The sequence below is a fragment of the Cellulomonas edaphi genome (assembly GCF_030362815.1).
GTDB classification, from domain to species: Bacteria; Actinomycetota; Actinomycetes; order Actinomycetales; family Cellulomonadaceae; genus Cellulomonas; species Cellulomonas edaphi.
On sequence record NZ_JAUCGR010000002.1, the window covers coordinates 1118656 to 1138342 of the forward strand.

12 protein-coding genes and 1 riboswitch are annotated in these 19687 nt (G+C 73.5%); of the genes, 3 read left to right on the plus strand and 9 right to left on the minus strand.

Going from position 1 to position 19687, the window contains the following annotated elements:
* Positions 1–237 precede the first annotated feature (237 nt).
* The 4 genes from pulA to QRT05_RS11315 form a co-directional block, all read right to left on the minus strand.
* Entirely contained in the window at positions 238–7173 is a 6936-nt protein-coding gene (pulA, locus tag QRT05_RS11300; protein ID WP_289447329.1) for a pullulanase-type alpha-1,6-glucosidase, read from the minus strand.
* Between the two features lie 378 nt (positions 7174–7551).
* Positions 7552–8556, minus strand: a complete 1005-nt coding sequence (locus QRT05_RS11305; RefSeq protein ID WP_289447330.1) for a malate dehydrogenase — start codon at positions 8554–8556, stop codon at positions 7552–7554.
* A 129-nt stretch (positions 8557–8685) separates the two neighbouring features.
* The gene (locus QRT05_RS11310) at positions 8686–9306 is read right to left on the minus strand and encodes a LysE family translocator (protein ID WP_289447331.1); all 621 of its coding nucleotides are present in this window, start codon (positions 9304–9306) and stop codon (positions 8686–8688) included.
* Between the two features lie 174 nt (positions 9307–9480).
* Positions 9481–10698 (minus strand): NADP-dependent isocitrate dehydrogenase, encoded by a 1218-nt coding sequence (locus QRT05_RS11315; protein ID WP_289447332.1) that lies wholly within the window; start codon positions 10696–10698, stop codon positions 9481–9483.
* Positions 10699–10971: 273 nt separating this feature from the next.
* On the opposite strand from QRT05_RS11315, the gene QRT05_RS11320 reads away from it, so the two are divergent.
* Complete coding sequence (locus QRT05_RS11320; protein WP_289447333.1) at positions 10972–12003, plus strand: aquaporin; 1032 nt, start codon at positions 10972–10974, stop codon at positions 12001–12003.
* 71 nt (positions 12004–12074) lie between these two features.
* Here the strand turns inward: QRT05_RS11320 and QRT05_RS11325 are convergent, their stop codons facing one another.
* Positions 12075–12575, minus strand: coding sequence for a DUF3017 domain-containing protein (locus QRT05_RS11325; protein ID WP_289447334.1), 501 nt, complete (start codon positions 12573–12575; stop codon positions 12075–12077).
* Between the two features lie 37 nt (positions 12576–12612).
* Between QRT05_RS11325 and QRT05_RS11330 the strand changes: the two genes are divergently transcribed.
* Positions 12613–13902, plus strand: coding sequence for an FAD-dependent oxidoreductase (locus tag QRT05_RS11330; protein WP_289447335.1), 1290 nt, complete (start codon positions 12613–12615; stop codon positions 13900–13902).
* Positions 13903–13964: 62 nt separating this feature from the next.
* On the opposite strand, the gene purH is transcribed toward QRT05_RS11330, so the two are convergent.
* Together purH and purN are read right to left on the minus strand one after the other, a co-directional pair.
* Positions 13965–15605, minus strand: a complete 1641-nt coding sequence (purH, locus tag QRT05_RS11335; RefSeq protein ID WP_289447336.1) for a bifunctional phosphoribosylaminoimidazolecarboxamide formyltransferase/IMP cyclohydrolase — start codon at positions 15603–15605, stop codon at positions 13965–13967.
* 65 nt (positions 15606–15670) lie between these two features.
* Positions 15671–15758: riboswitch (ZMP/ZTP riboswitch) on the minus strand.
* A 33-nt stretch (positions 15759–15791) separates the two neighbouring features.
* Positions 15792–16448, minus strand: a complete 657-nt coding sequence (gene purN / locus QRT05_RS11340; RefSeq protein ID WP_289447337.1) for a phosphoribosylglycinamide formyltransferase — start codon at positions 16446–16448, stop codon at positions 15792–15794.
* A gap of 96 nt (positions 16449–16544) precedes the next feature.
* On the opposite strand from purN, the gene QRT05_RS11345 reads away from it, so the two are divergent.
* Positions 16545–17240: a hypothetical protein gene (locus tag QRT05_RS11345; RefSeq protein WP_289447338.1), complete on the plus strand. Its 696-nt coding sequence runs from the start codon at positions 16545–16547 to the stop codon at positions 17238–17240.
* A 16-nt stretch (positions 17241–17256) separates the two neighbouring features.
* Here QRT05_RS11345 and QRT05_RS11350 read toward each other — a convergent pair whose 3' ends face one another.
* Entirely contained in the window at positions 17257–18618 is a 1362-nt protein-coding gene (locus tag QRT05_RS11350; protein ID WP_289447339.1) for a cell division protein PerM, read from the minus strand.
* Between the two features lie 177 nt (positions 18619–18795).
* Positions 18796–19677: a succinate--CoA ligase subunit alpha gene (gene sucD / locus QRT05_RS11355; protein WP_289447340.1), complete on the minus strand. Its 882-nt coding sequence runs from the start codon at positions 19675–19677 to the stop codon at positions 18796–18798.
* Positions 19678–19687 lie beyond the last annotated feature (10 nt).

Genomic DNA, 19687 nt, shown 5'->3' on the forward strand with positions numbered 1-19687 from the left:
GTCGGGAATCTGCCCACCTGGAGGGCTCCGCGCGGGTCGACGTCGCGGCTCTCTGCGGCCTTGTCAGGCGAAGCGCTTCGAAGCCCAGAGGTCCCCCGCTCCTCCGGTTCAGCCTGGATCCCGCGGCGCGAGCCCGCGCCGCCACGAAGACAGCGGCACCCCGGCCGCGCTGCACGCGCGACGAGGGTGCCGCTGTTCACGCCCGGACCACCACGTCGGTGGCCGGACCGCTGACCGTCAGCTCTCGGTGCCCGGTCGCACCCGGCGGCGTCCGACGACCACGGCCACCGTCCCGGCCAGGAGCACCAGGAGAGCGACCAGCGCCGGGAGGGCGGGGTCGAACCCGGTCGCACCGAGCGCGCCGGGGTCGTCGGCCGCCAGCACCTGGAGCGCCGCCTGCGCGCTCACCTCGGACTCCACTCCCACCACGGCCACGTGGTGCGCGCCGACGGCCGTGCTCACCGGGATCGTCGCCGTGACGTCGATGGCGCCGGATGCGTCCGCGTCCGTCGCGACGAGCAGGACGGGCTCGGAGTGGAGCCACACCTGCACGCGCTCACCCGGGCTGAAGCCGCCGCCCTTGACGTGCACGGTCCCACCGGCCGGCACCGACCCGGCCGAGAGCTGCAGGTGCGGCTTGCCCGGGTGCGTCGGCTTCGGCGTGGGGTGACCGTGCGTCGGCTTCGGCGTGGGGTGACCGTGCGTCGGCTTCGGCGTCGGGTGCGTCGGCTTCGGCGTCGGGGTGGGGGTCGGCGTCGGGGTGGGGGTCGGCGTCGGGGTCGGGGTCGACCCCCCGTCGTCCTGGGCCTCGACGAGGACCGCCACGGTCCGGGCGGGCACGGTCACGGTGCCCGAGGCGGCGTCCCACGACGTCGCCTTGACCACGCCGTCGGAGCCAGCGGCCTGGACCGGCGAGAGCTCGTAGTCCCTCCCCGCGAGCGCCGCGATGCTCTGCGTCACCGCGTGCGTTCCGGCGTTGAACACGACGAGCGCGCCGTCGAGCTCGGGGTCGGCGTCGGCGCCCACCGTGTCGTCGATGCGCATCGTGACGACGCCGGGAACCGCGGCCGCCCCGCTGCCCGGGAACGTGACCTTCTGCTCGATGGCTGCGGCGCTCCCGAGCCGGAACAGCCGGGACGACGAGCGCAGCCGCAGCAGGTCCTGCGCCTGGTCGGAGGCCGCGGCCACCTGCGCCGCGGTGGGCTTGAGCGCCGGGTCCTCCAGCAGCGGCTTCTGGTACGGCCACTTCGCCTGATTGTCCGCGGCCGGCGGCAGGCCGTGCCCGAAGCCGTTGTCCGCGCCGGTCCAGTCGATCGCGTTGAACCAGTCGCCCGAGTTGAAGCTGTTGCGGTCGAGCGACTTGCTGCGCAGCATGTCGGCCCCCGCGTGCCAGAACGACGGGGTCTGCGCGAGCGCGGTGGTGGCGAGCGACAGCGTGTTCATGCGGATGCGGTCGCTCATCGTCGTGGCCTGCGGCAGCTTCATCGTCAACGAGTCCCACAGGGTCTCGTTGTCGTGCGCGTCGACGTAGGTGATGACCTCGTCGGGCTCGTCGGCGTAGCCGGCAGGCTGGCCGTTGTAGTCGATCTGGCCGCCCGTGCGCACCTGCCCGTCGCTCGTCGTGAAGGCGTAGTCCTTGAGGTTGCCGGCGAGGCCGAGGCGGACCAGGTCCGCGTCGTGCTGCGCCCGCGCCAGCTGTTCGGCCTCGGTGCCGTTCACGGCGTCACCGTTGGGGTCGGTGTACCCGCCGGAGCCGAAGCCCTGGATGCGCGGGTTCTCGTCGAACGGTCCGCCGCCGCGCACGGCGTCGCGCAGCCGGTCGCTGAACGTCCCGATGCCCGTGCCCCCCAGCTGGCCCTGGGTGGCCTGCGTGAAGAGCGCGTTGTTCGCGACCTCCCCGAAGTTCCACCCCTCGCCGTACAGGTAGATCTTCTTGCCGTCGACTCCGTCCTTCGCGAGCGTGAGCTCGTCCAGCGCGGCCCGGACGTCGAGCATGTTCTGACGCGAGTGGTGGCCCATGAGGTCGAACCGGAAGCCGTCGACCTTGTACTCCTTGGCCCAGCTGACCACCGCGTCGACCATGAGCTTGCCAGCCAGCGCGTGCTCGGTCGCCACGTTCTGGCAGCACGTGCTCGTCTGGACCGCGCCCACGGCGTTGAGCCGGTGGTAGTAGCCGGGGACCACCTTGTCCAGCACCGACGTGTCGGCCTGGCCGGACGCCGAGGTGTGGTTGAACACCTCGTCGAGCACCACCTGAAGACCTGTCGCGTGCAGCGCCCCCACCATGGTGCGGAACTCGCTGACGCGCGCCGCGCCCTGCGGGTCGACCGCGTAGGAGCCCTCGGGCGCCAGGTAGTGGAACGGGTCGTACCCCCAGTTGAAGCCGTCCGCGCCGGATGCGGCCGTCACGCACGCCTGCTGCTCCGTGGCGGCCGGGCCGTACGACGCGAGGTCGCACGCGGGGGTCGACTGCCGGTCCTTCGTCTCCTCGATCGTCGCGATGTCGAACGTCGGCAGCAGGTGCACCGTGTTGAGGCCGGCGGCGGCCAGCTCCCGCAGGTGCCGCGTGCCGGCGCTGTCCCGCGCGAACGCCAGGTAGGTGCCGCGCTCGTCGGCGGGGACCGTGGCGTCCTTGATCGAGAAGTCCCGCACGTGCAGCTCGTAGATGGTGCGGTCCACGGCCTTCTCGACGACGGGCGCCTTCGTGTCCGACCACAGCGCCGGCTTCGTGCTCGCCGCGTCCAGGTCCACCACGACGGAGTGCGTCGAGTTGGTGGTGAGCGCCACCGAGTAGGGGTCGGTCACCTCGTTGTGCTCCACCGCGTCGGTCGAGGGCACGTACACGCTGACGTCGTACCGGTAGGCCGCGCCGTCCCACGCGTCACCACCGCGCACGCGCCACACGCCGTCGTCCGAGCGCTCGGCCTGGACGCGCTGCGGCGTGCCCGTCGTGCCGGCCGGCCACACGAGCAGGTCGACGTCCTTCGCGGTGGGAGCCCACAGCGCGAACGTCGGGTAGCCGCCGTGCCACGACAGGCCCAGCTCCGCGTCGCCGGCCGCCTGCGCGTACAGGTCGTCGATCACGCCCGGGACCTGCACGCCGGTCCAGGCGGACGGACCGTCGTCGCCGGCCTGGAGCACGGCCAGCTGGCCGGTGAGCAGGTCCGCCGCGTCGGCGCCGTCCACCGTGAGGGCCACGTAGCCCGTGAGCGCGGGGTAGCGCGCCGTCACGGCGGCGGGGAGGCCGTCCGGGTCGTAGGTGAGGGGCAGCCCCGAGCCTCCTGCGACCACGCCGTCGGTCAGCGTGAGCCCGCCCTCCGGTGCGTGGAACAGCGACCAGGTCAGGTCCGCCGGGTCCACCCCCGACGGGAGCAGGTCGCGCGGCCAGGCCAGGGTGTCGCGCGTGACCCAGTGCGCGCGCTGCTGACCCGTTCCCGGCAGGGGCGGGTCCGCGACCGTCACGGTCAGCACGTGGGTGCTCGAGTCGAACGAGAACAGCACCTGCTTGTCCTTCGTCGCCGAGAAGGAGATGTTGTCACCGCCGGGCACACCACCCGCGCCCCAGTTCACGTCCCAGCTGCCCTGGGTGGTCTTGACCTCGTAGGAGCCGGTGGGCAGCTTCGTGGTCGCGAACGTGAACGTGCCGTCGCCGTCGGGATCCTGCAGCCAGGCCGCGAGGCAGTCGGGCTGCCAGTCGCCGGGGCAGCCGAGCTCCGACTGGAAGCTGCCCGCCAGGGTGTAGAGCGGCCCGGCCGCGGTGCTGGTGAACGCGTGCGTCACCGGGTCGTAGACGAACGTCACGTCCGTCGTCTCGGTGAGCGAGTACGCGACGTTGCCGCCGTCCCGCACACCACCGGCGCCGTAGTTCTCGCTCCACGAGCCGCCGACCGCGACCTTGTACTCGTAGTCCCCCGCGGGCAGCCGGAACGTCCCGGCGTAGACGCCGCCCGGCTTCTTGGCGAGCACGGCCTGCGGGCAGTCGGGCGCCCAGTCACCCGCGCAGCCCATCTCGGAGTTATGGCTGCCCGGGACGGTCACCAGCAGGTCGCCGCCGCCGCCCGGGTCCGTGGGCGGCTGCGCGGCGTCGATGCTCAGGACGCCCGACGCCGTGTCGAGGCTGAACGTGACGGTCGGCGTCTCGGCGGTCACGGAGAACGCGACGTTCCCCCCCGACGCCCCGCCGTAGCTGGTGTCCCAGCTGAAGCCCTTGACGGCCTTGGCCTCGTAGCTGCCAGCCGGGATCGCCGACGTCGTGTACGTCCAGGTCCCGTCGCCGTCCGTGTCGGCGAGCACGCCCGTGAGGCAGTTCTGGTTCCAGTCGGACGTGCAGCCCAGCGCCTGCTGGAAGCTGCCCGCCACCGTGTACACCGCACCGGCGGCGTCGTTGGTGACGCGGTGGGTGTGCGGGTCGTACCAGAACGTCACGGCCCGGTCGGGGTCGGTCACGGTGTACGCGATGTTGCCGGAGGCCGAGTTCTTCACGCCGTCGACGCCGTAGTTCTCGAACCAGCCGCCGTTCTCGTCGCCCGCGGCCTCGTGGAAGGCCGCGCCGATCGCCGCCTTGTACTGGTACGAGCCGGCCGGGAGGCTGAACGTGCCCGAGTAGAGGCCGTTGGGCTGCAGCGTGAGCTCCGCGTCCGCGCACGTGGGCTGCCAGTCGGCCGCGCAGCCCATCTCGCTGTTGTGGTCGCCGGGCACGGTAACTTTGCTCGCGGCGTCCTGCTCCACGGGCGTGCCGCCCCCGTAGCCCTCGCCCACGGTGGCGTACGTGCTGGCCACGGACCTGTTGCCGCTCGCGTCGACGACGACGGCCCGGTACTCGACGAGCGACCCCGCCGCGAGTCCGGCAGTGGTGTGGAAGACGCGAGGCGAGCCCGAGTCGCTGGTGCCCAGCGTGGTCCACGTGTCGTCGCCCGCCACGCGGTAGTCGAAGGTGGTCTCGGCGTAGGCCCCGTCGGCCAGCGTCACGGCCACCGGGTTCAGCGCCTTCACCGGCAGGCCCGGCGTTCCGGCGAACTCGGCGGTCGGAGCCGCCGCACGCTCCGGCAGGCCGGTCGTCGCGCGGTAGACGACCGCGGACAGCGGCGGCACGGTCAGCGTCACGTCACCGTCGGCGGTCACGTCGTCGTCGGCGCCGTAGATCCCCTTGAACGTGGCGGTCGGGCTCAGGGGCGAGAAGGTCGCCGACTTCTGGGTGGTCGCGTTGTTCACCGCGACCAGGTACTCGACCTTCTCGTCCCGGTCCACGCGGGAGAAGGCGTACACGCCTGTCCCGTCGGCCACGTACTGCTCCACCTGCGCGCCGTCGGAGAGCGCCGGGTGGGCCTTGCGCAGGGCACCGAGGTCCGCGATGTCGCGGTAGAGGGTGCTGCCGGTGTCGAAGTGGTCGCCCGTGCCCATCGTCGTGCCGTCCACGAGCTCCTGGTCGGCGTACTCCTGGACCTGCGTGCCGAACAAAGACTGGCGCGCGTCCTTGTCGCCGCCCGCACCCACGAAGCCCTGCTCGTCGCCGTAGTAGACGACGGGCTGGCCACGCGTGAGGAACATGAGCTGGTGGGCCAGCACGTCACGCTGCTCGGCGTCGCTCTTGCCGTCCAGGAAGTAGCCGATGCGGCCCATGTCGTGGTTGCCGAGGAACGTGGGCAGCGCGGCCGCGCTCGAGTCGGGCATCGTGTAGTAGTCGTCGCTCGCGTACAGGCCCGCCAGGCTCTTGGCCGAGCCGCCGCTCGCGTAGCCGGACGCCGCGGACTGGAACGAGAAGTCGAGGACCGAGCTCATGTCGGTCTTGCGCACGTAGGGGCTCGTCTTGGTGGCGTCCGCGTCGAAGACCTCGCCGAACATGAAGAAGTCGTCGTTGCCCACGGCGTGCGCGTGGTCCATGACCTGCTTCGTCCAGGACTGCCAGAACTCCATGTTGACGTGCTTGACGGTGTCGATGCGGAAGCCGTCGATCCCGACGTCGACCCAGTCGGAGAAGATGTCCGCCATGCCGTCGACGACCGTCTTGTTCTCGGTCATCAGGTCGTCCAGCGCACCGAAGTCGCCCAGCGTCGAGGACTCACCGGCGTAGGTCGACGCGCCGCGGTTGTGGTACAGCGTGGGGTCGTTGAGCCAGGCGGGGACCTTGACGTCCTTCTCGGCGTCCGGGACCACGGGCGTGTACGGGAAGGAGTCGGCGTTCATGGCCGGGAAGGTGGTGCCCACCACGTCGGCCAGGGAGAAGGCCTTGCCGTCCGCGTCCTTGTACGGGCTGCTCGCCTCCGAGACGTACGGGTGGTCGCCCGGCTGGGTGTACTGGATCACGTCTGCCGTGTGGTTGGCGATGATGTCGAAGTAGACCTTCAGGCCCTTGGCGTGAGCGGCGTCGATGAGCCCGTCCAGCTCGGCCATGGTGCCGTAGTGCGGGTCGATGGTGGTGAAGTCCGTGACCCAGTAGCCGTGGTAGCCCGCGGACTCGTCGTCCGTGCCGGCACCCTGGACGTACTTGTTCTTGAACGACGGGGTCAGCCAGATGGCGCTCGTCCCCAGGCCCTTGATGTAGTCGAGCTTGCCCCGGAGGCCCGCCAGGTCCCCGCCCTGGTAGAAGCCCTTGTCGGTGGGGTCGAACCCGGTGGTCAGGCGGTCCCCGGTGACGCCACCGTGGTCGTTGCCCGTGTCGCCGTTGGCGAAGCGGTCGGTCATGACGAAGTAGAACTGCTGGCCGGAACCGGGCTCGCGCACGGGCGCGGCGGGGTGGGGGTCCTGCGCGGCCTCGGCGGCCAGGTCCAGGGGGGTGAGCGAGGTGCGACCGGTCGCGAGGTCGAACTGCACGCTCAGCCGCGTCTGCCCCGCCAGCACCAGGGGGACGTTCGCGGCGCCGGCGTCGCTCGCGCCGCCGAAGCCGTATGCCTCGTCCCAGGAGTGGTCGCCCACCACCTTGAACTCGTAGCTGCCCGCGGGCAGCGTCACCTCGGTCGCGTACGTGCCGTCGCCCCGTGCCGTCAGGTCGCCGTCCGTGCAGGCGGGGTCCCAGTCGGCGGCGCAGCCGAGCTCGGTCTGCAGGCTGCCCACCAGGCTGTAGGACTCGGCGACCGCCGTCGCCGGCTGCTGCGTCACGACGACGCCCACCAGGGCCAGGGCTGCGGCGACCGCGGCGGAGAGAGCTCGCGCGGTTCGCGTCGGGGCAAGGGGCATGCGGGTGACTCCTTCGTCTCCGCGCGGCGCGCGCGGGCATGTGGTCCACGGAGCACGCGGGCCCCGTCCGCCGGCACTGGCGGTCCGACCGAGCCACACGTCGCCGTCTGAGATGTCCGACTGGCGATCCACCGGCGACGACCTCGTCGACGGGTTGGCGGCAACGTACCGGCTTGCTGCAACTTGCAGCAAGACTTTGCGGAAAACTGGGCATGCCCGATTCGTCCGACGCCCGTCCGACGGCCGCGCGTCAGCGGGCCAGGACGCGGGCGCGTCAGCGGGCCCGGACGCGGGCGTGAGCCATCGCCGGGCGGTCTCCGCCGTCCGCGGCACCGCCCGGGCTCGTCGCGCGAGCCGCCACCGCGGCTCCGCCAGCCGTCAGACCAGGCCGAGCGCCCTCACGGCGTCGCGCTCCTCGACGAGCTCGGCGACCGACGCGTCGATGCGTGCGCGCGAGAAGTCGTCGATCTCGAGGTCCGGCACGATCGACAGCTCGCCGTCGCGCGCGATCACGGGGAACGACGAGATCAGCCCCTCGGGCACACCGTAGGAGCCGTCCGAGACCACGCCCGCCGACGTCCAGTCGTCGGCAGGAGTTCCGGTCACCCAGGTGCGGACGTGGTCGAGCGCCGCGTTCGCGGCGGACGCGGCGGACGAGGCGCCGCGCGCCTCGATGATCGCCGCGCCCCGCTTGGCGACGGTCGGGATGAAGGTGTCGCGCACCCACGCCTCGTCGTCGACGACCTCGAGCGCCGGCGTGCCGCGCACGGTGGCGTGCGAGAGGTCCGGGTACTGCGTCGCCGAGTGGTTGCCCCAGATGGTGAGGCGGGCAATGTCCTCGACACCGGCGCCGGTCCTGGCCGCGAGCTGCGCCACGGCGCGGTTGTGGTCGAGGCGGGTCATCGCGGTGAACCGGTCCTTGGGGACGTCGGGCGCGTGCTGCGCCGCGATCCACGCGTTGGTGTTGGCCGGGTTGCCGACGACGAGCACGCGCACGTCCTGCGCGGCCCCCGCGTTGATCGCGGCGCCCTGCGGCCCGAAGATGCCACCGTTGGCGCTGAGCAGGTCCCCGCGCTCCATCCCGGCGCCGCGCGGACGGGCGCCCACCAGGAGCGCGACATTCACGCCGTCGAAGGCGGCCGTGGCGTCGTCGTGGATGTCGATGCCGGTCAGGAGCGGGAAGGCGCAGTCGTCGAGCTCCATCGCCGTGCCCTCGGCCGCCTTGACCGCCTGCGGCACCTCGAGCAGACGCAGCCGCACCGGCACGTCGGGGCCCAGCAGGTGGCCGGACGCGATCCGGAAGAGCAGCGCGTAACCGATCTGACCGGCGGCACCGGTGACGGTCACGGTGACGGGGGCTCCAGCAGGCAGTCCAGCGGGCACGGCGGCTCCTTCGACTCGTGCGGGCAGCCTGGGCGCGCCCACACCAGCACGCTACCCGCCGACGAGCCGCGGGCAACGCGGATGCTCACCGGCGGTCTCGGCGCCTGGGCCGGGCGATGGCGCCCGCGGCTACGCCTCGGCGGCGAGCACCGCCGCGAAACCCACGAACGTGACGCCCGCCGCGGCATCGATCCGGCGCCGGGCTCGGCGAGATCCGATGGTGCGCTTCGCCGCGTCGGCGCCGAGCACCACGAGGAGGAGGACGAGCCCTCCCAGCCCGGCCAGCGTGAGCGCGTAGGCCAGCAGGGTGGACGCGCCCGCGCCGGCGCTCAGGAACTGCGGGAGCACGGCGAGGTTGAACGCGAGCACCTTCGGGTTCGTGATGTTGCACAGGAAGCCACGCCCGAACGCGCGCGCCGGTGCCACTCGGACCGGCGCGGCCACCACCGCCTCCTCGGCCGCCGCCGCACGCCGGGCGGACCACAGCGCCTGCACGCCGAGGTAGGCGAGGTACACGACGCCGGCCCACCGGATCACCTCGAACACCGGTTCCGCCCGGGCGATGATCGCTCCGAGCCCCGACGCGGCCAGCACGCCCTGCAGCGTGCCCGCGAGCGTGATGCCCGCCATGGTCCACAGGCCCCCACGACGCCCGCCGGTGACGGTGCTCCGCAGGGTGAGCAGCGTGTCCGGACCGGGCGCGACGGCGATCACCAGCGCGAAGACGACGAACGACCAGTAGTGCGTCACAAGCGCTGGCCCCCCGCCGGCTCGCTGGGGCGCCCCTCGACGACGGCGGGGACGAGCGACGGGCGAGGCACGGGACGGCTCACGGTCGCGAACGCTAGCACCGCGCACACGACGACGGACGGCGCATCTCCACCAGGGAGATGCGCCGTCCGTGCGGCACTGCGGGGGCCCGGCTCAGGCCAGGCGCGCGGCCAGGTTCTCGTCAAGCGCGGCCAGGAAGTCCTCGGTGGTCAGCCACGCCTGCTCGGGACCGACCAGGCTCGCGAGGTCCTTGGTCATCTTGCCGCTCTCGACGGTCGTGATGACCACGTCCTCGAGCGTCTCGGCGAACTGCGTCACCTCGGGGGTGCCGTCCAGCTTGCCGCGGTGCTTGAGCCCGCCGGTCCAGGCGAAGATCGACGCGATCGGGTTGGTCGACGTGGGCTTGCCGGCCTGGTGCTGGCGGTAGTGACGCGTGACGGTGCCGTGCGCGGCCTCCGCCTCGACGGTCTTGCCGTCCGGCGTCATCAGCACCGACGTCATGAGACCGAGCGAGCCGAAGCCCTGCGCGACGGTGTCGGACTGGACGTCGCCGTCGTAGTTCTTGCAGGCCCAGACGTAGCCGCCCTCCCACTTCATGGCGGCGGCCACCATGTCGTCGATGAGGCGGTGCTCGTAGGTGAGGCCCTTCTCGGCGAACGCCGCGGCGAACTCCTCGTCGAACACCTCCTGGAAGATGTCCTTGAACGCACCGTCGTACGCCTTGAGGATCGTGTTCTTCGTCGACAGGTACACGGGGTAGCCGCGCTGCAGGCCGTACGCGAACGACGCCCGCGCGAAGTCACGGATCGAGTCGTTGAAGTTGTACATGCCCATGGCGACGCCGCCGCCGTCGGGGTACGTGACCACCTGCTGCTGGATCGGCTCCGAGCCGTCGGCGGGCGTGTACGTCAGCGTGAGCGTCCCAGCGCCGGCCACCTTGAAGTTGGTCGCCTTGTACTGGTCGCCGTGGGCGTGGCGGCCGATGATGATCGGCTTGTTCCAGCCCGGCACCAGTCGGGGGATGTTCGAGATGATGATCGGCTCGCGGAAGACGACGCCGCCCAGGATGTTGCGGATCGTGCCGTTCGGCGACACCCACATCTTCTTCAGGCCGAACTCCTCGACGCGCGCCTCGTCGGGCGTGATCGTCGCGCACTTGACGCCGACGCCGTGCTCCTTGATGGCGTGCGCGGCGTCGATCGTCACCTGGTCGTCGGTGGCGTCGCGGTTCTGGATCGACAGGTCGTAGTACCGCAGGTCGACGTCGAGGTACGGGTGGATGAGGCGGTCCTTGATGAACTGCCAGATGATGCGCGTCATCTCGTCGCCGTCGAGCTCGACGACCGGGCCGACAACCTTGATCTTCGCCATGCGGGGATCTCCTGAACTGGGGACTCGTACGTGGGGCCGTGCCCGGCGGCGGCAGTCGCGTCGCGCGCGGGCGGCATCGTCCGACGCCAAGATTACTCGACATCGAGACAATGGCGGGATCCGGGCGAGGCGGGCCGGTGCCCACCACGCGACACCCAGCGGGTGCGGGCCGTGCGCACATGGTCGAGGCTGGCATGCTGACCCCGCAAGGGACGGTCCGGGCACGCGTCGGGGCTGGTCCCACACCTCATCCACTCGAACGACAGGACCGACATGTCCCAGACACCCGACCCGGTGGCCGGCTCGCCCGAGCCCGCAGACGTCACCGCCGCCGCGGCAGCCGACGACACGACGCAGCCGCCCGTGCCCGCCGGCGAGCCGGTCGACACGACGAAGCCCGCCGCCGCGAGCGGCCCGGCCGCCACGGCGGCTCCTGCCCCGGAGGCCGACGCCTCCGTCGAGAGCTACGACGCCTACGTGGTGCCCGCGGGCACCGCCGTGATCACGGGACCCAGCCTCGCCGCGCGCCTCGGCGCGGAGGCGTTCGGCACCTTCTTCCTGGTCCTCGCGGGTGTCGGCGTCGCGGTCTGGGCGGGCATCCAGGGCCTGGGCGCCGGACCGCTCGGCGTCGCGCTGGCCTTCGGCATCGCCGTCCTGGCGGGCGCCTCGGCCGTGGGCCACGTCTCCGGTGGCCACTTCAACCCCGCCGTCACAATCGGCGCGGCGATCGCCGGCCGCACGCCGTGGCGTGACGTGCTCCCCTACTGGCTCGCGCAGCTGGTGGGTGGCGCCCTCGCCACCTCGGTGATCTTCCTCAGCGCGTCGAGCCTGAAGCCCATCGAGAACAACGAGCGCGAGTTCTTCTCCTCGACCTCGAACGGCTACGACAGCCACTCGCCCATCTTCGCCGCCGCGCAGGGCGGGTTCAGCTGGGTGTTCGCGGGCCTCACCGAGCTCATCGTCACGGCCGTCTTCGTCGGGATCATCCTCGGCGTCACCGACCGCCGCGTGACCAAGGTGGCCGCTCCCGTGGCCATCGGTCTCGCGCTGACGGTGCTGATCCTGGTGGCCATGCCCGTCACCAACGCGTCGCTCAACCCGGCCCGCTCGACTGCGACCGCGATCTTCTCCGAGAGCTGGGCGCTCAAGCAGCTCTGGCTGTTCTGGCTCTTCCCGATCCTGGGCGCCGCCCTCGCGGGCCTCGTCTACCGCGCCTTCGCGGCCGAGCCGCCGGCGGACAACCTGCTGCAGGAGGACGACGTCTACATCACCGAGGAGGACGTCCTCGTCGTCGAGGAGCGCTGAGCCCCGGGCTCGACATCGTCGCACCGTACGCCCGGCCCCCGAGGGGGCCGGGCGTTCGTGCGTCGAGGGGGCTAGACCGTCCGGCCCGGCAGGAGCTGGGCCAGCACGCCGATGCCCACCGCGAGCGTGGCGAGCACGGCGATGTCGATCGCCTTGGCCCGGACGGAGATCGCGATGGGGCCGGGGTGCGGCAGCACGGCACGGACCACGGCGCACGCGGCCAGCACGCCCGCGAGCGTGTAGGCGCCGGCACGGGTGCCGACCACGACGGCGACGACGGCGGCGACCAGCACGCCCGCGCTCGTCCACCACAGCGACGCGTTGCGGCTCGCCTCGAGCGACGCCCGCGCGATCGCCCTCGGGTCGAGCACCTGCTCCTCGGGCGAGGGCGGCACCGGAACCGGGTCGACCTGGGCGGTCTCGTCGATCTGGCCCTTCTCGTCGACCTGGCCGGTCTCGCCGGCCCGGCCGGTCTCGTCGACCTGACCCGACTCGTCGACCTGGCCGGCCTCGTCGGGCGCACCGTCCGGTGCCCCGCTCGCCGCCGGACCGTCCACCCGCTTCACAGCCATCGATGATCCTCCCGTCGGGGAGACTACCGTTGCCCGGGTGACGTCCCAGCCCCCACGGCCACCCGACGCGCTCCGCCGGATCGTCGTGGTCGGCGCCGGGCTCGCCGCGACCCAGACGGTCGGCGCGCTCCGCGAGCGCGGCTTCGACGGCCACCTCACCGTCGTCGGCGCCGAGCATCTGCCCCCGTACGACCGGCCGCCGCTGTCCAAGCACCTGCTCGACCGACCCGCACCGACGTTCCTGGCCGACGAGCTGGGGATCGACGTGCGGTCGCTGGCCGACGACCTGCGACTGGGCCAGCCCGCGCGCGCGCTCCGGCTCGAGGAGGACGGCGTCGAGATCCTCACGACCGACGGCGCGCCCGTCCGGGCCGACGCGGTGGTCGTCGCCACCGGCGCCCGGGCACGGCGCGTACCCGGCTGGGAGCACGCGCTCGTGCTGCACACCGCGGACGACGCGGCGGTCCTGCGCGACCGCCTCGTCCCGGGGACGCGGCTCGTGATCATCGGCGCGGGCTGGATCGGCGCCGAGGTGGCCGGGGTCGCAGCCGTCGCCGGGGTGCACGTGACCGTGCTCGAGGCCGCGGACGCGCCGCTCACGGGGGCGCTCGGCGCGGACGTCGGGCGCCTCACGGGCCCGTGGTTCGAGACCGCCGGTGTGCGCCTCGTGACCGACGCGCGCGTCGTGCGGGTGGACCCGGACGCCGTGCACCTCGCCGACGGCGAGCGCGTGGCGGCGGACGTGGTCCTCGCCGCGGTGGGTGCGGTGCCTGCGACCGGGTGGCTGGCGGGCACGCTGCCGCTCGATCCGGACGGCTCTGTGCGCGTCGACGAGGGCTATGCGGTGCTCGGTGCGGACGGCTCCACCGCGGACACCGCGCCGCAGTGGCGCGTCCGGGCGGTCGGCGACGTCGCGCGGCGGCGCTCGCGCCGGCACGGCTGGGTGTCCGGAGGCCACTGGGACGGGGCCCTGCGAGGGCCGCTCGACCTCGCCGCGGCCCTCGTCGGTGACGGCGACGGACCGCCGGCCGCCGAGGACCCGGTCCCCTACGTGTTCTCCACACAGCTCGGCCACGAGCTCACGCTCTTCGGCACTCCGGCGGCCGACGACGACGTGCTGCTCCGCGGGGATCCCGCGAGCGGCGACGGCTGGTCGGCGCTGTGGTTCCGCCCGGGCTCCGACACGCTCACCGCCGTGTTCACCACCGACCGGCCTCGCGACGTCGGGGGCGCGCGCCGGCTGTTCGCGGGAGCGGAGCTGCCGCGACTCGATCGCAGCCTCGCTGCCGACGCCGACGTCGCCCTGCGTGCTGCGCACCGGACCTGACCGGCCCGCGCACCGCCCGGCCGCCGGAGGATGGCGCTGCTCCGCCACCCCCCGGCGGTCGCTCAGTGGGCGAAGTGCCGCGTGCCGGTGAGGTAGAGCGTCACCCCGGCGGCCTCCGCGGCGGCGACGACCTCGTCGTCGCGCACCGAGCCGCCGGGCTGGACGACGGCGCGCACGCCGGCATCGAGCAGCACCTGCAGCCCGTCCGCGAAGGGGAAGAACGCGTCCGACGCTGCCACGGCACCGCGCGCACGCTCGACGTCGCCGGTGTTGGCGCGCTCGACCGCGAGCCGGCAGGAGTCGACCCGGTTGACCTGGCCCATGCCGACCCCCACCGAGGCCCCGTCCGCCGCGAGCAGGATCGCGTTCGACTTCACCGCGCGCACCGCGCGCCACGCGAACGCCAGGTCGGCGAGCGTGGCCTCGTCAGCCGCCTCACCCGTGGCCAGCGTCCAGGCCGCCGGGTCGTCGCCCGCGGCGTCGATCCGGTCCACCTGCTGCACCAGCAGACCGCCGGAGATCGCGCGCTGCTCGGTGCGGGCGCCCTCCAGACCGCGCACCCGCAGCAGCCGGATGTTCTTCTTGCGCGACAGGATCTCGACGGCCTCGTCCTCGAAGTCGGGCGCGAGCACGACCTCGGTGAAGATCGGTGCGATCTGCTCGGCAGCGGCGGCCGTGAGGGTGCGGTTGGTGGCGATCACCCCGCCGAACGCGGACACCGGGTCGCAGGCGTGCGCGCGCGCGTGGGCGTGGGCGACGTCATCGCCGATCGCGATGCCGCACGGGTTGGCGTGCTTGATGATCGCGACGGCCGGCTCGGTGTGGTCGTGCGCGGCACGCCATGCGGCGTCGGCGTCGACGTAGTTGTTGTAGCTCATGGCCTTGCCGTGCAGCTGCTCGGCACCGGCCAGGCCGAGGCCCGCCGCGCCGTCCGGCGAGACGTACAGCGCCGCGCCCTGGTGCGGGTTCTCGCCGTAGCGCAGCACGTCGGACCGGTCCCACGTGCTGCCGACCACGGCGCCGAAGCCGGAGTCGGCGGCGACCTCGTCGGGCGCGTACTGCCCGGCGAACCAGCCCGAGACGGCCACGTCGTAGGCCGCGGTGTGGGCGAAGGCCTGGGCGGCGAGGAGGCGACGCTCGGCCAGCGTGAACCCGCCGGCCGCGACCGCGGCGGCCACGTCGTCGTAGCGCGCGGGGTCCACGACGACCGCGACGCTCGGGTGGTTCTTGGCCGCGGCCCGCACCATCGACGGCCCGCCGATGTCGATCTGCTCGACGCACTCGTCCGGGCCCGCACCGGAGGCGACCGTGGCCGTGAACGGGTAGAGGTTGACGACGACGAGCTCGAAGGGCTCGATGTCGAGCTCCTCGAGCTGGGCGAGGTGCTCCGGCCGGCGGGTGTCCGCGAGCACGCCGGCGTGCACGCGGGGGTGCAGCGTCTTGACCCGTCCGTCGAGGCACTCCGGGAACCCGGTGAGGTCCTCGACCCGAGAGACGGGGACGCCGGACGCGGCGATCGTCGAGGCCGTGGATCCCGTCGAGACCAGCTCGACGCCCGCGGCGTGCAGGGAGGCGGCCAGCTCGGTCAGACCGGTCTTGTCGTAGACGCTGACCAGGGCGCGGCGCACCGGCTTGCGGCTGGTGGCCTCGGCGCCGGACGAACCGGCGGCAGACGAGGCGGGGACGGGGGCAACGTGGCTCATGGCGCTACTTCCTGGGTGGGCGGCAGATGCTCGTCACCGACGCCGCGTCATGCGCGGCGGCGGCACCCAGGCACCCAGGCGGGCGGTGCGCTGCAGGGAACTGCGGTCGCTCCCCGGTGGTTCTCCCCACCTTCGCCAGTCACGACCGTGGCCGAGTCTACCGGGCCCGGTCGAGGGCGGCGAGGCTCAGCCGATGCGGGCGTGCCGCCCCTCCACGGTGAGGCCCTCGCGCACGATGCGCCCGACGACGTCGACCAGCAGCCGGCGCTCGACCACCTTGATGCGCTCGTGCAGGCTCGGCTCGTCGTCGTCGGGGAGCACGGGCACGGCGTCCTGCGCCAGGATCGGGCCGGCGTCGACGCCACCGTCCACGACGATCACCGAGCAGCCGCTCACCTTCACGCCGTAGGACAGCGCGTCGCGCACGCCGTGCGCGCCCGGGAAGGCGGGCAGCAGGGCGGGGTGGGTGTTGACGACCCGGTCCGGGAACCGGTCCAGGAACGGGCGGCCCACCAGCTTCATGAAGCCTGCGAGCACGACGAGGTCGGGCGAGAACACCGCGACCGCCTCCGTCAGCGCGAGGTCCCAGGCGGCCCGGTCGGCGAAGTCGCCGAGCGCGACGACGGCCGTCGGGACGCCGGCAGCCTGCGCGATGTCGAGCGCCCGGATGCCGGGCCGGTCCGCCACGACCCCGACGACGCGGCCGCCGAAGCCCGGGTCGCCGTGGACGGCGAGCAGCGCCTCGAGGTTGGAGCCCGTGCCCGAGACCAGCACGACGAGCCGTCCTGCCGCCCGGGTGGCGTGCGTCGGCGGCGTCGGCTGCGGGGGTCCGGAGGGAGTCACGCGCGGAACCCTACCTGCGGCGCCCGGCCGCCCGCACCGACCGCTGAGCGCGGGCCCGGGACGCACCCGGGCGGGCTCGTGGGTGAGAATGCCCGGGTGAGCAACCCGTACGCCCCGCCGGAGGATCGTCGTCAGCCCGCCGACGACGAGGAACCGGCCGCTCCGGGACAGCTCGCCGGGCCCCCGCAGGCGCCCGGCACCGAGCAGCAACCCCCGACCGGCACCCCGGCGGGGCAGTACCCACCGGGGCAGCACCCGCCGGGGCAGCAGTACCCGCCGCACCCGTACCCCCCGGCGCAGTACCCGCCGGGGCAGCACCCACCGGGCCAGTACCCGCCGCCTGGCTACCCGGCCGGCCAGTACCCGCCGCCCGCACAGCTCGCGGGGCCGCCGCCGCTGCCTCCGACCGATCCCGTGGGCGCGGAGAAGGCGCGCCGGTCGTCGCGCATGTTCGGCGTGCTGCTCCTGGGCGCGGTGGTGCTCAGCACGCTGCCCGTGCCGTGGCAGGCCGTGGCGCTCCCGTTCGTGGTCGCCGCCGCGGTGTACGGCGTGCGCGGCCTGGTCCAGGCCTCCCGCGCGCACGTCCGCGGGGCCCTCGTGCCGATGCTCGCGGGAGGCGTGGCGATCACCCTGCTCTGGACCGTCGCGATCGGCGCCATGCTGGTGCTGTGGCCCGCCCTCGCGGACCGCGAGCGCTGCCTGGACGACGCGCTGACCATCAGTGCGGCCGACGAGTGCCGGCAGGCCTTCCAGGCGGAGCTCGAGGACCTGCAGGACCGCGCACGCGGCTGATCCTGCTCGTGGGCGCTCAGTCCGACGGAGCGGATCCCCGACGCGTCGCGCGCCGCAGCACGGCGCGGAAGGCGGGATCCGTGGGAAGCGCCACCGCGGCCGACCCGAACAGCAGCGGCCATGCGACCGCGATCCCGACCAGCAGGGCCGAGGCTCCCACGTGCGCCATCCGGCCGGGCCCGATGCCGCCAGACGCGAGGACCACGAGCACCGAGACCAGCGCGGCGGCGACGCCCGCGACGCACGCGCACGCCGCCACGGGGTGCCACCAGCGCGGGCCGGCGATCCGGCGGTGCACGTACCACCCGGCGGCCGCCCCGAGGCCCGCGAGCAGCAGCGGCGTCGCAAAGCTCCACAGGCCGGGCAGGGTGTTGCTCGGCAGCGCCCCGAGGATCGGCACGGCGGGCATCGGCCCCGCGACGACCTCGTGCGGGGCGAAGTGCGTGCCGGCACCCACGGCGAACCCCGGGCCCGCGATCCACGCGATCGCCCACACGACGAGGTTCGGGGCGAAGGAGAGCTCGCCGAACGCCAGCACCGTCCCGCCGACGGCCCCCAGGCCGAGGCCGTCGACCACGTCGCGGATCGTCGCGAGGCCGGCCACCACCCACAACGCCGTGACCACGGAGGCGACGGCCACCAGTGCGGCGACCACCATGGCCGCGGCTCCTGCGCCGACGCGCAGCACGCGAGGCACGCGCACCCAGACGGGCGCCGTCAGTGTCCGCACGGACGGCGCACCCGAGCGCGAGGCCATCCCCGTGCCCAGGCCGATCGCGGCCACGAGCGCGGCGCCAGCCACGGTCCGCACGAGACCGACGGGGCCGGTGCCGACAAGAAGCGCGACGAGGAGCGCGCCCGCCACGTAGGTCCCCACACCTGCGAGGTACGCGGACCGGGTGGGGACGGCCGACCGGCGCGCGGAGGCGTAGCACGTGAACACCGCGAGCGCGGTGATGCCGAGCGGGACGAGCGAGATCGCGACACCCCCGACGGTGAGGGGCACGCCGTGCCCGGCGAGCCACAGTGCGCCGCCCACCTGGACGGCGCGGAACCACGACACACCCGCGTTGGACGGGTCGGCCGCGGTGGCGACGAAGGCGGCGACCGCGGGGAGCACGAGGGCGAGCAGCGACAGGATCGCCGCCTGCGCCGCGGCCAGCGCCCCGGACACCCATCGCGGGGCACCGTCGAGCGCGCTGGCGAAGAACGCCTCCGAGGCCGAGGCCGATCCCGCCACGGGCACCGCGCCGGTGTCCGCGCGGCGCCGCCGCCCCGCGCGGCCAGGACCAACCGCCGGCCCGCCGCCGCGGCTACCCGCGCCGCGACCGCGGTCGGCGACCGTGGTCGCGGGGGCGGACGGACGGGACTGGCTCACCGTGCCATGGTCGCGTCGGTGCCCGGGATGCGGTGGCAGGCGGCCCGGCGCGTCGGCACACCGACCCAGATCACATCGTCGGTCCGCGCAGTGGTCGACGACCCTCGGCACGACGAACGCCCGCCCGGCCGCCGACGCGGGGTCGGCGGGCCGGACGGGCGTCCGCGGTGCGGTGTCTCAGGCCTGCGTGAGCAGCTCGCGCGCGAGCGCGGCCGTCTCGGACGGCGTCTTGCCGACCTTGACGCCGGCGGCCTCGAGGGCCTCCTTCTTGGCCTGCGCCGTCCCCGACGAGCCGGAGACGATGGCGCCCGCGTGGCCCATCGTCTTGCCCTCGGGCGCGGTGAAGCCCGCGACGTAGCCGACGACCGGCTTGGTCACGTGCTCGGCGATGTACGCCGCGGCACGCTCCTCGGCGTCGCCGCCGATCTCGCCGATCATCACGATGACCTCGGTCTCGGGGTCGGCCTCGAACGCCGCGAGGGCGTCGATGTGCGTGGTGCCGATGATCGGGTCGCCGCCGATGCCGATGGCCGTCGAGAAGCCGAAGTCCCGCAGCTCGTACATCATCTGGTAGGTCAGCGTGCCCGACTTGGACACCAGGCCCACGCGGCCGGGGCCCGTGATGTCGGCCGGGATGATGCCGACGTTCGACTTGCCGGGGCTGATGAGGCCGGGGCAGTTCGGCCCGATGAGCCGCACGCCCTTCTCCTGCGCGAGCGCGAAGAACTCGGCCGTGTCGGCCACCGGGACGCCCTCGGTGATGATGACGACGAGCGGGATGCCCGCCTCGATCGCCTCGACGACCGCGCCCTTGGTGTGGGCCGGCGGCACGAAGATCACGGAGACGTCGGCGCCGGTCTTCTCGATGGCCTCGGAGACGGAGCCGAAGACGGGGACCTCGACGTCACCGAAGGCGACCGACGTCCCGGCCTTGCGCGGGTTGACGCCGCCGACGACGGACGTGCCCGACGCCAGCATGCGGGTGGTGTGCTTGGTGCCCTCGGAGCCGGTCATGCCCTGGACGATGACCTTGGATGCCTCGGTCAGAAAGATGGCCATGGTGGTGTCT

Excerpts from the sequence above, each read along its gene's own strand:
- pulA (WP_289447329.1), bottom strand. The coding sequence starts at position 7,173 with ATGCCCCTTGCCCCGACGCGAACCGCGCGAGCTCTCTCCGCCGCGGTC.
- QRT05_RS11315 (WP_289447332.1), bottom strand. The coding sequence starts at position 10,698 with ATGGCGAAGATCAAGGTTGTCGGCCCGGTCGTCGAGCTCGACGGCGAC.
- QRT05_RS11320 (WP_289447333.1), top strand. The coding sequence starts at position 10,972 with ATGTCCCAGACACCCGACCCGGTGGCCGGCTCGCCCGAGCCCGCAGAC.
- QRT05_RS11325 (WP_289447334.1), bottom strand. The coding sequence starts at position 12,575 with ATGGCTGTGAAGCGGGTGGACGGTCCGGCGGCGAGCGGGGCACCGGAC.
- purH (WP_289447336.1), bottom strand. The coding sequence starts at position 15,605 with ATGAGCCACGTTGCCCCCGTCCCCGCCTCGTCTGCCGCCGGTTCGTCC.
- sucD (WP_289447340.1), bottom strand. The coding sequence starts at position 19,677 with ATGGCCATCTTTCTGACCGAGGCATCCAAGGTCATCGTCCAGGGCATG.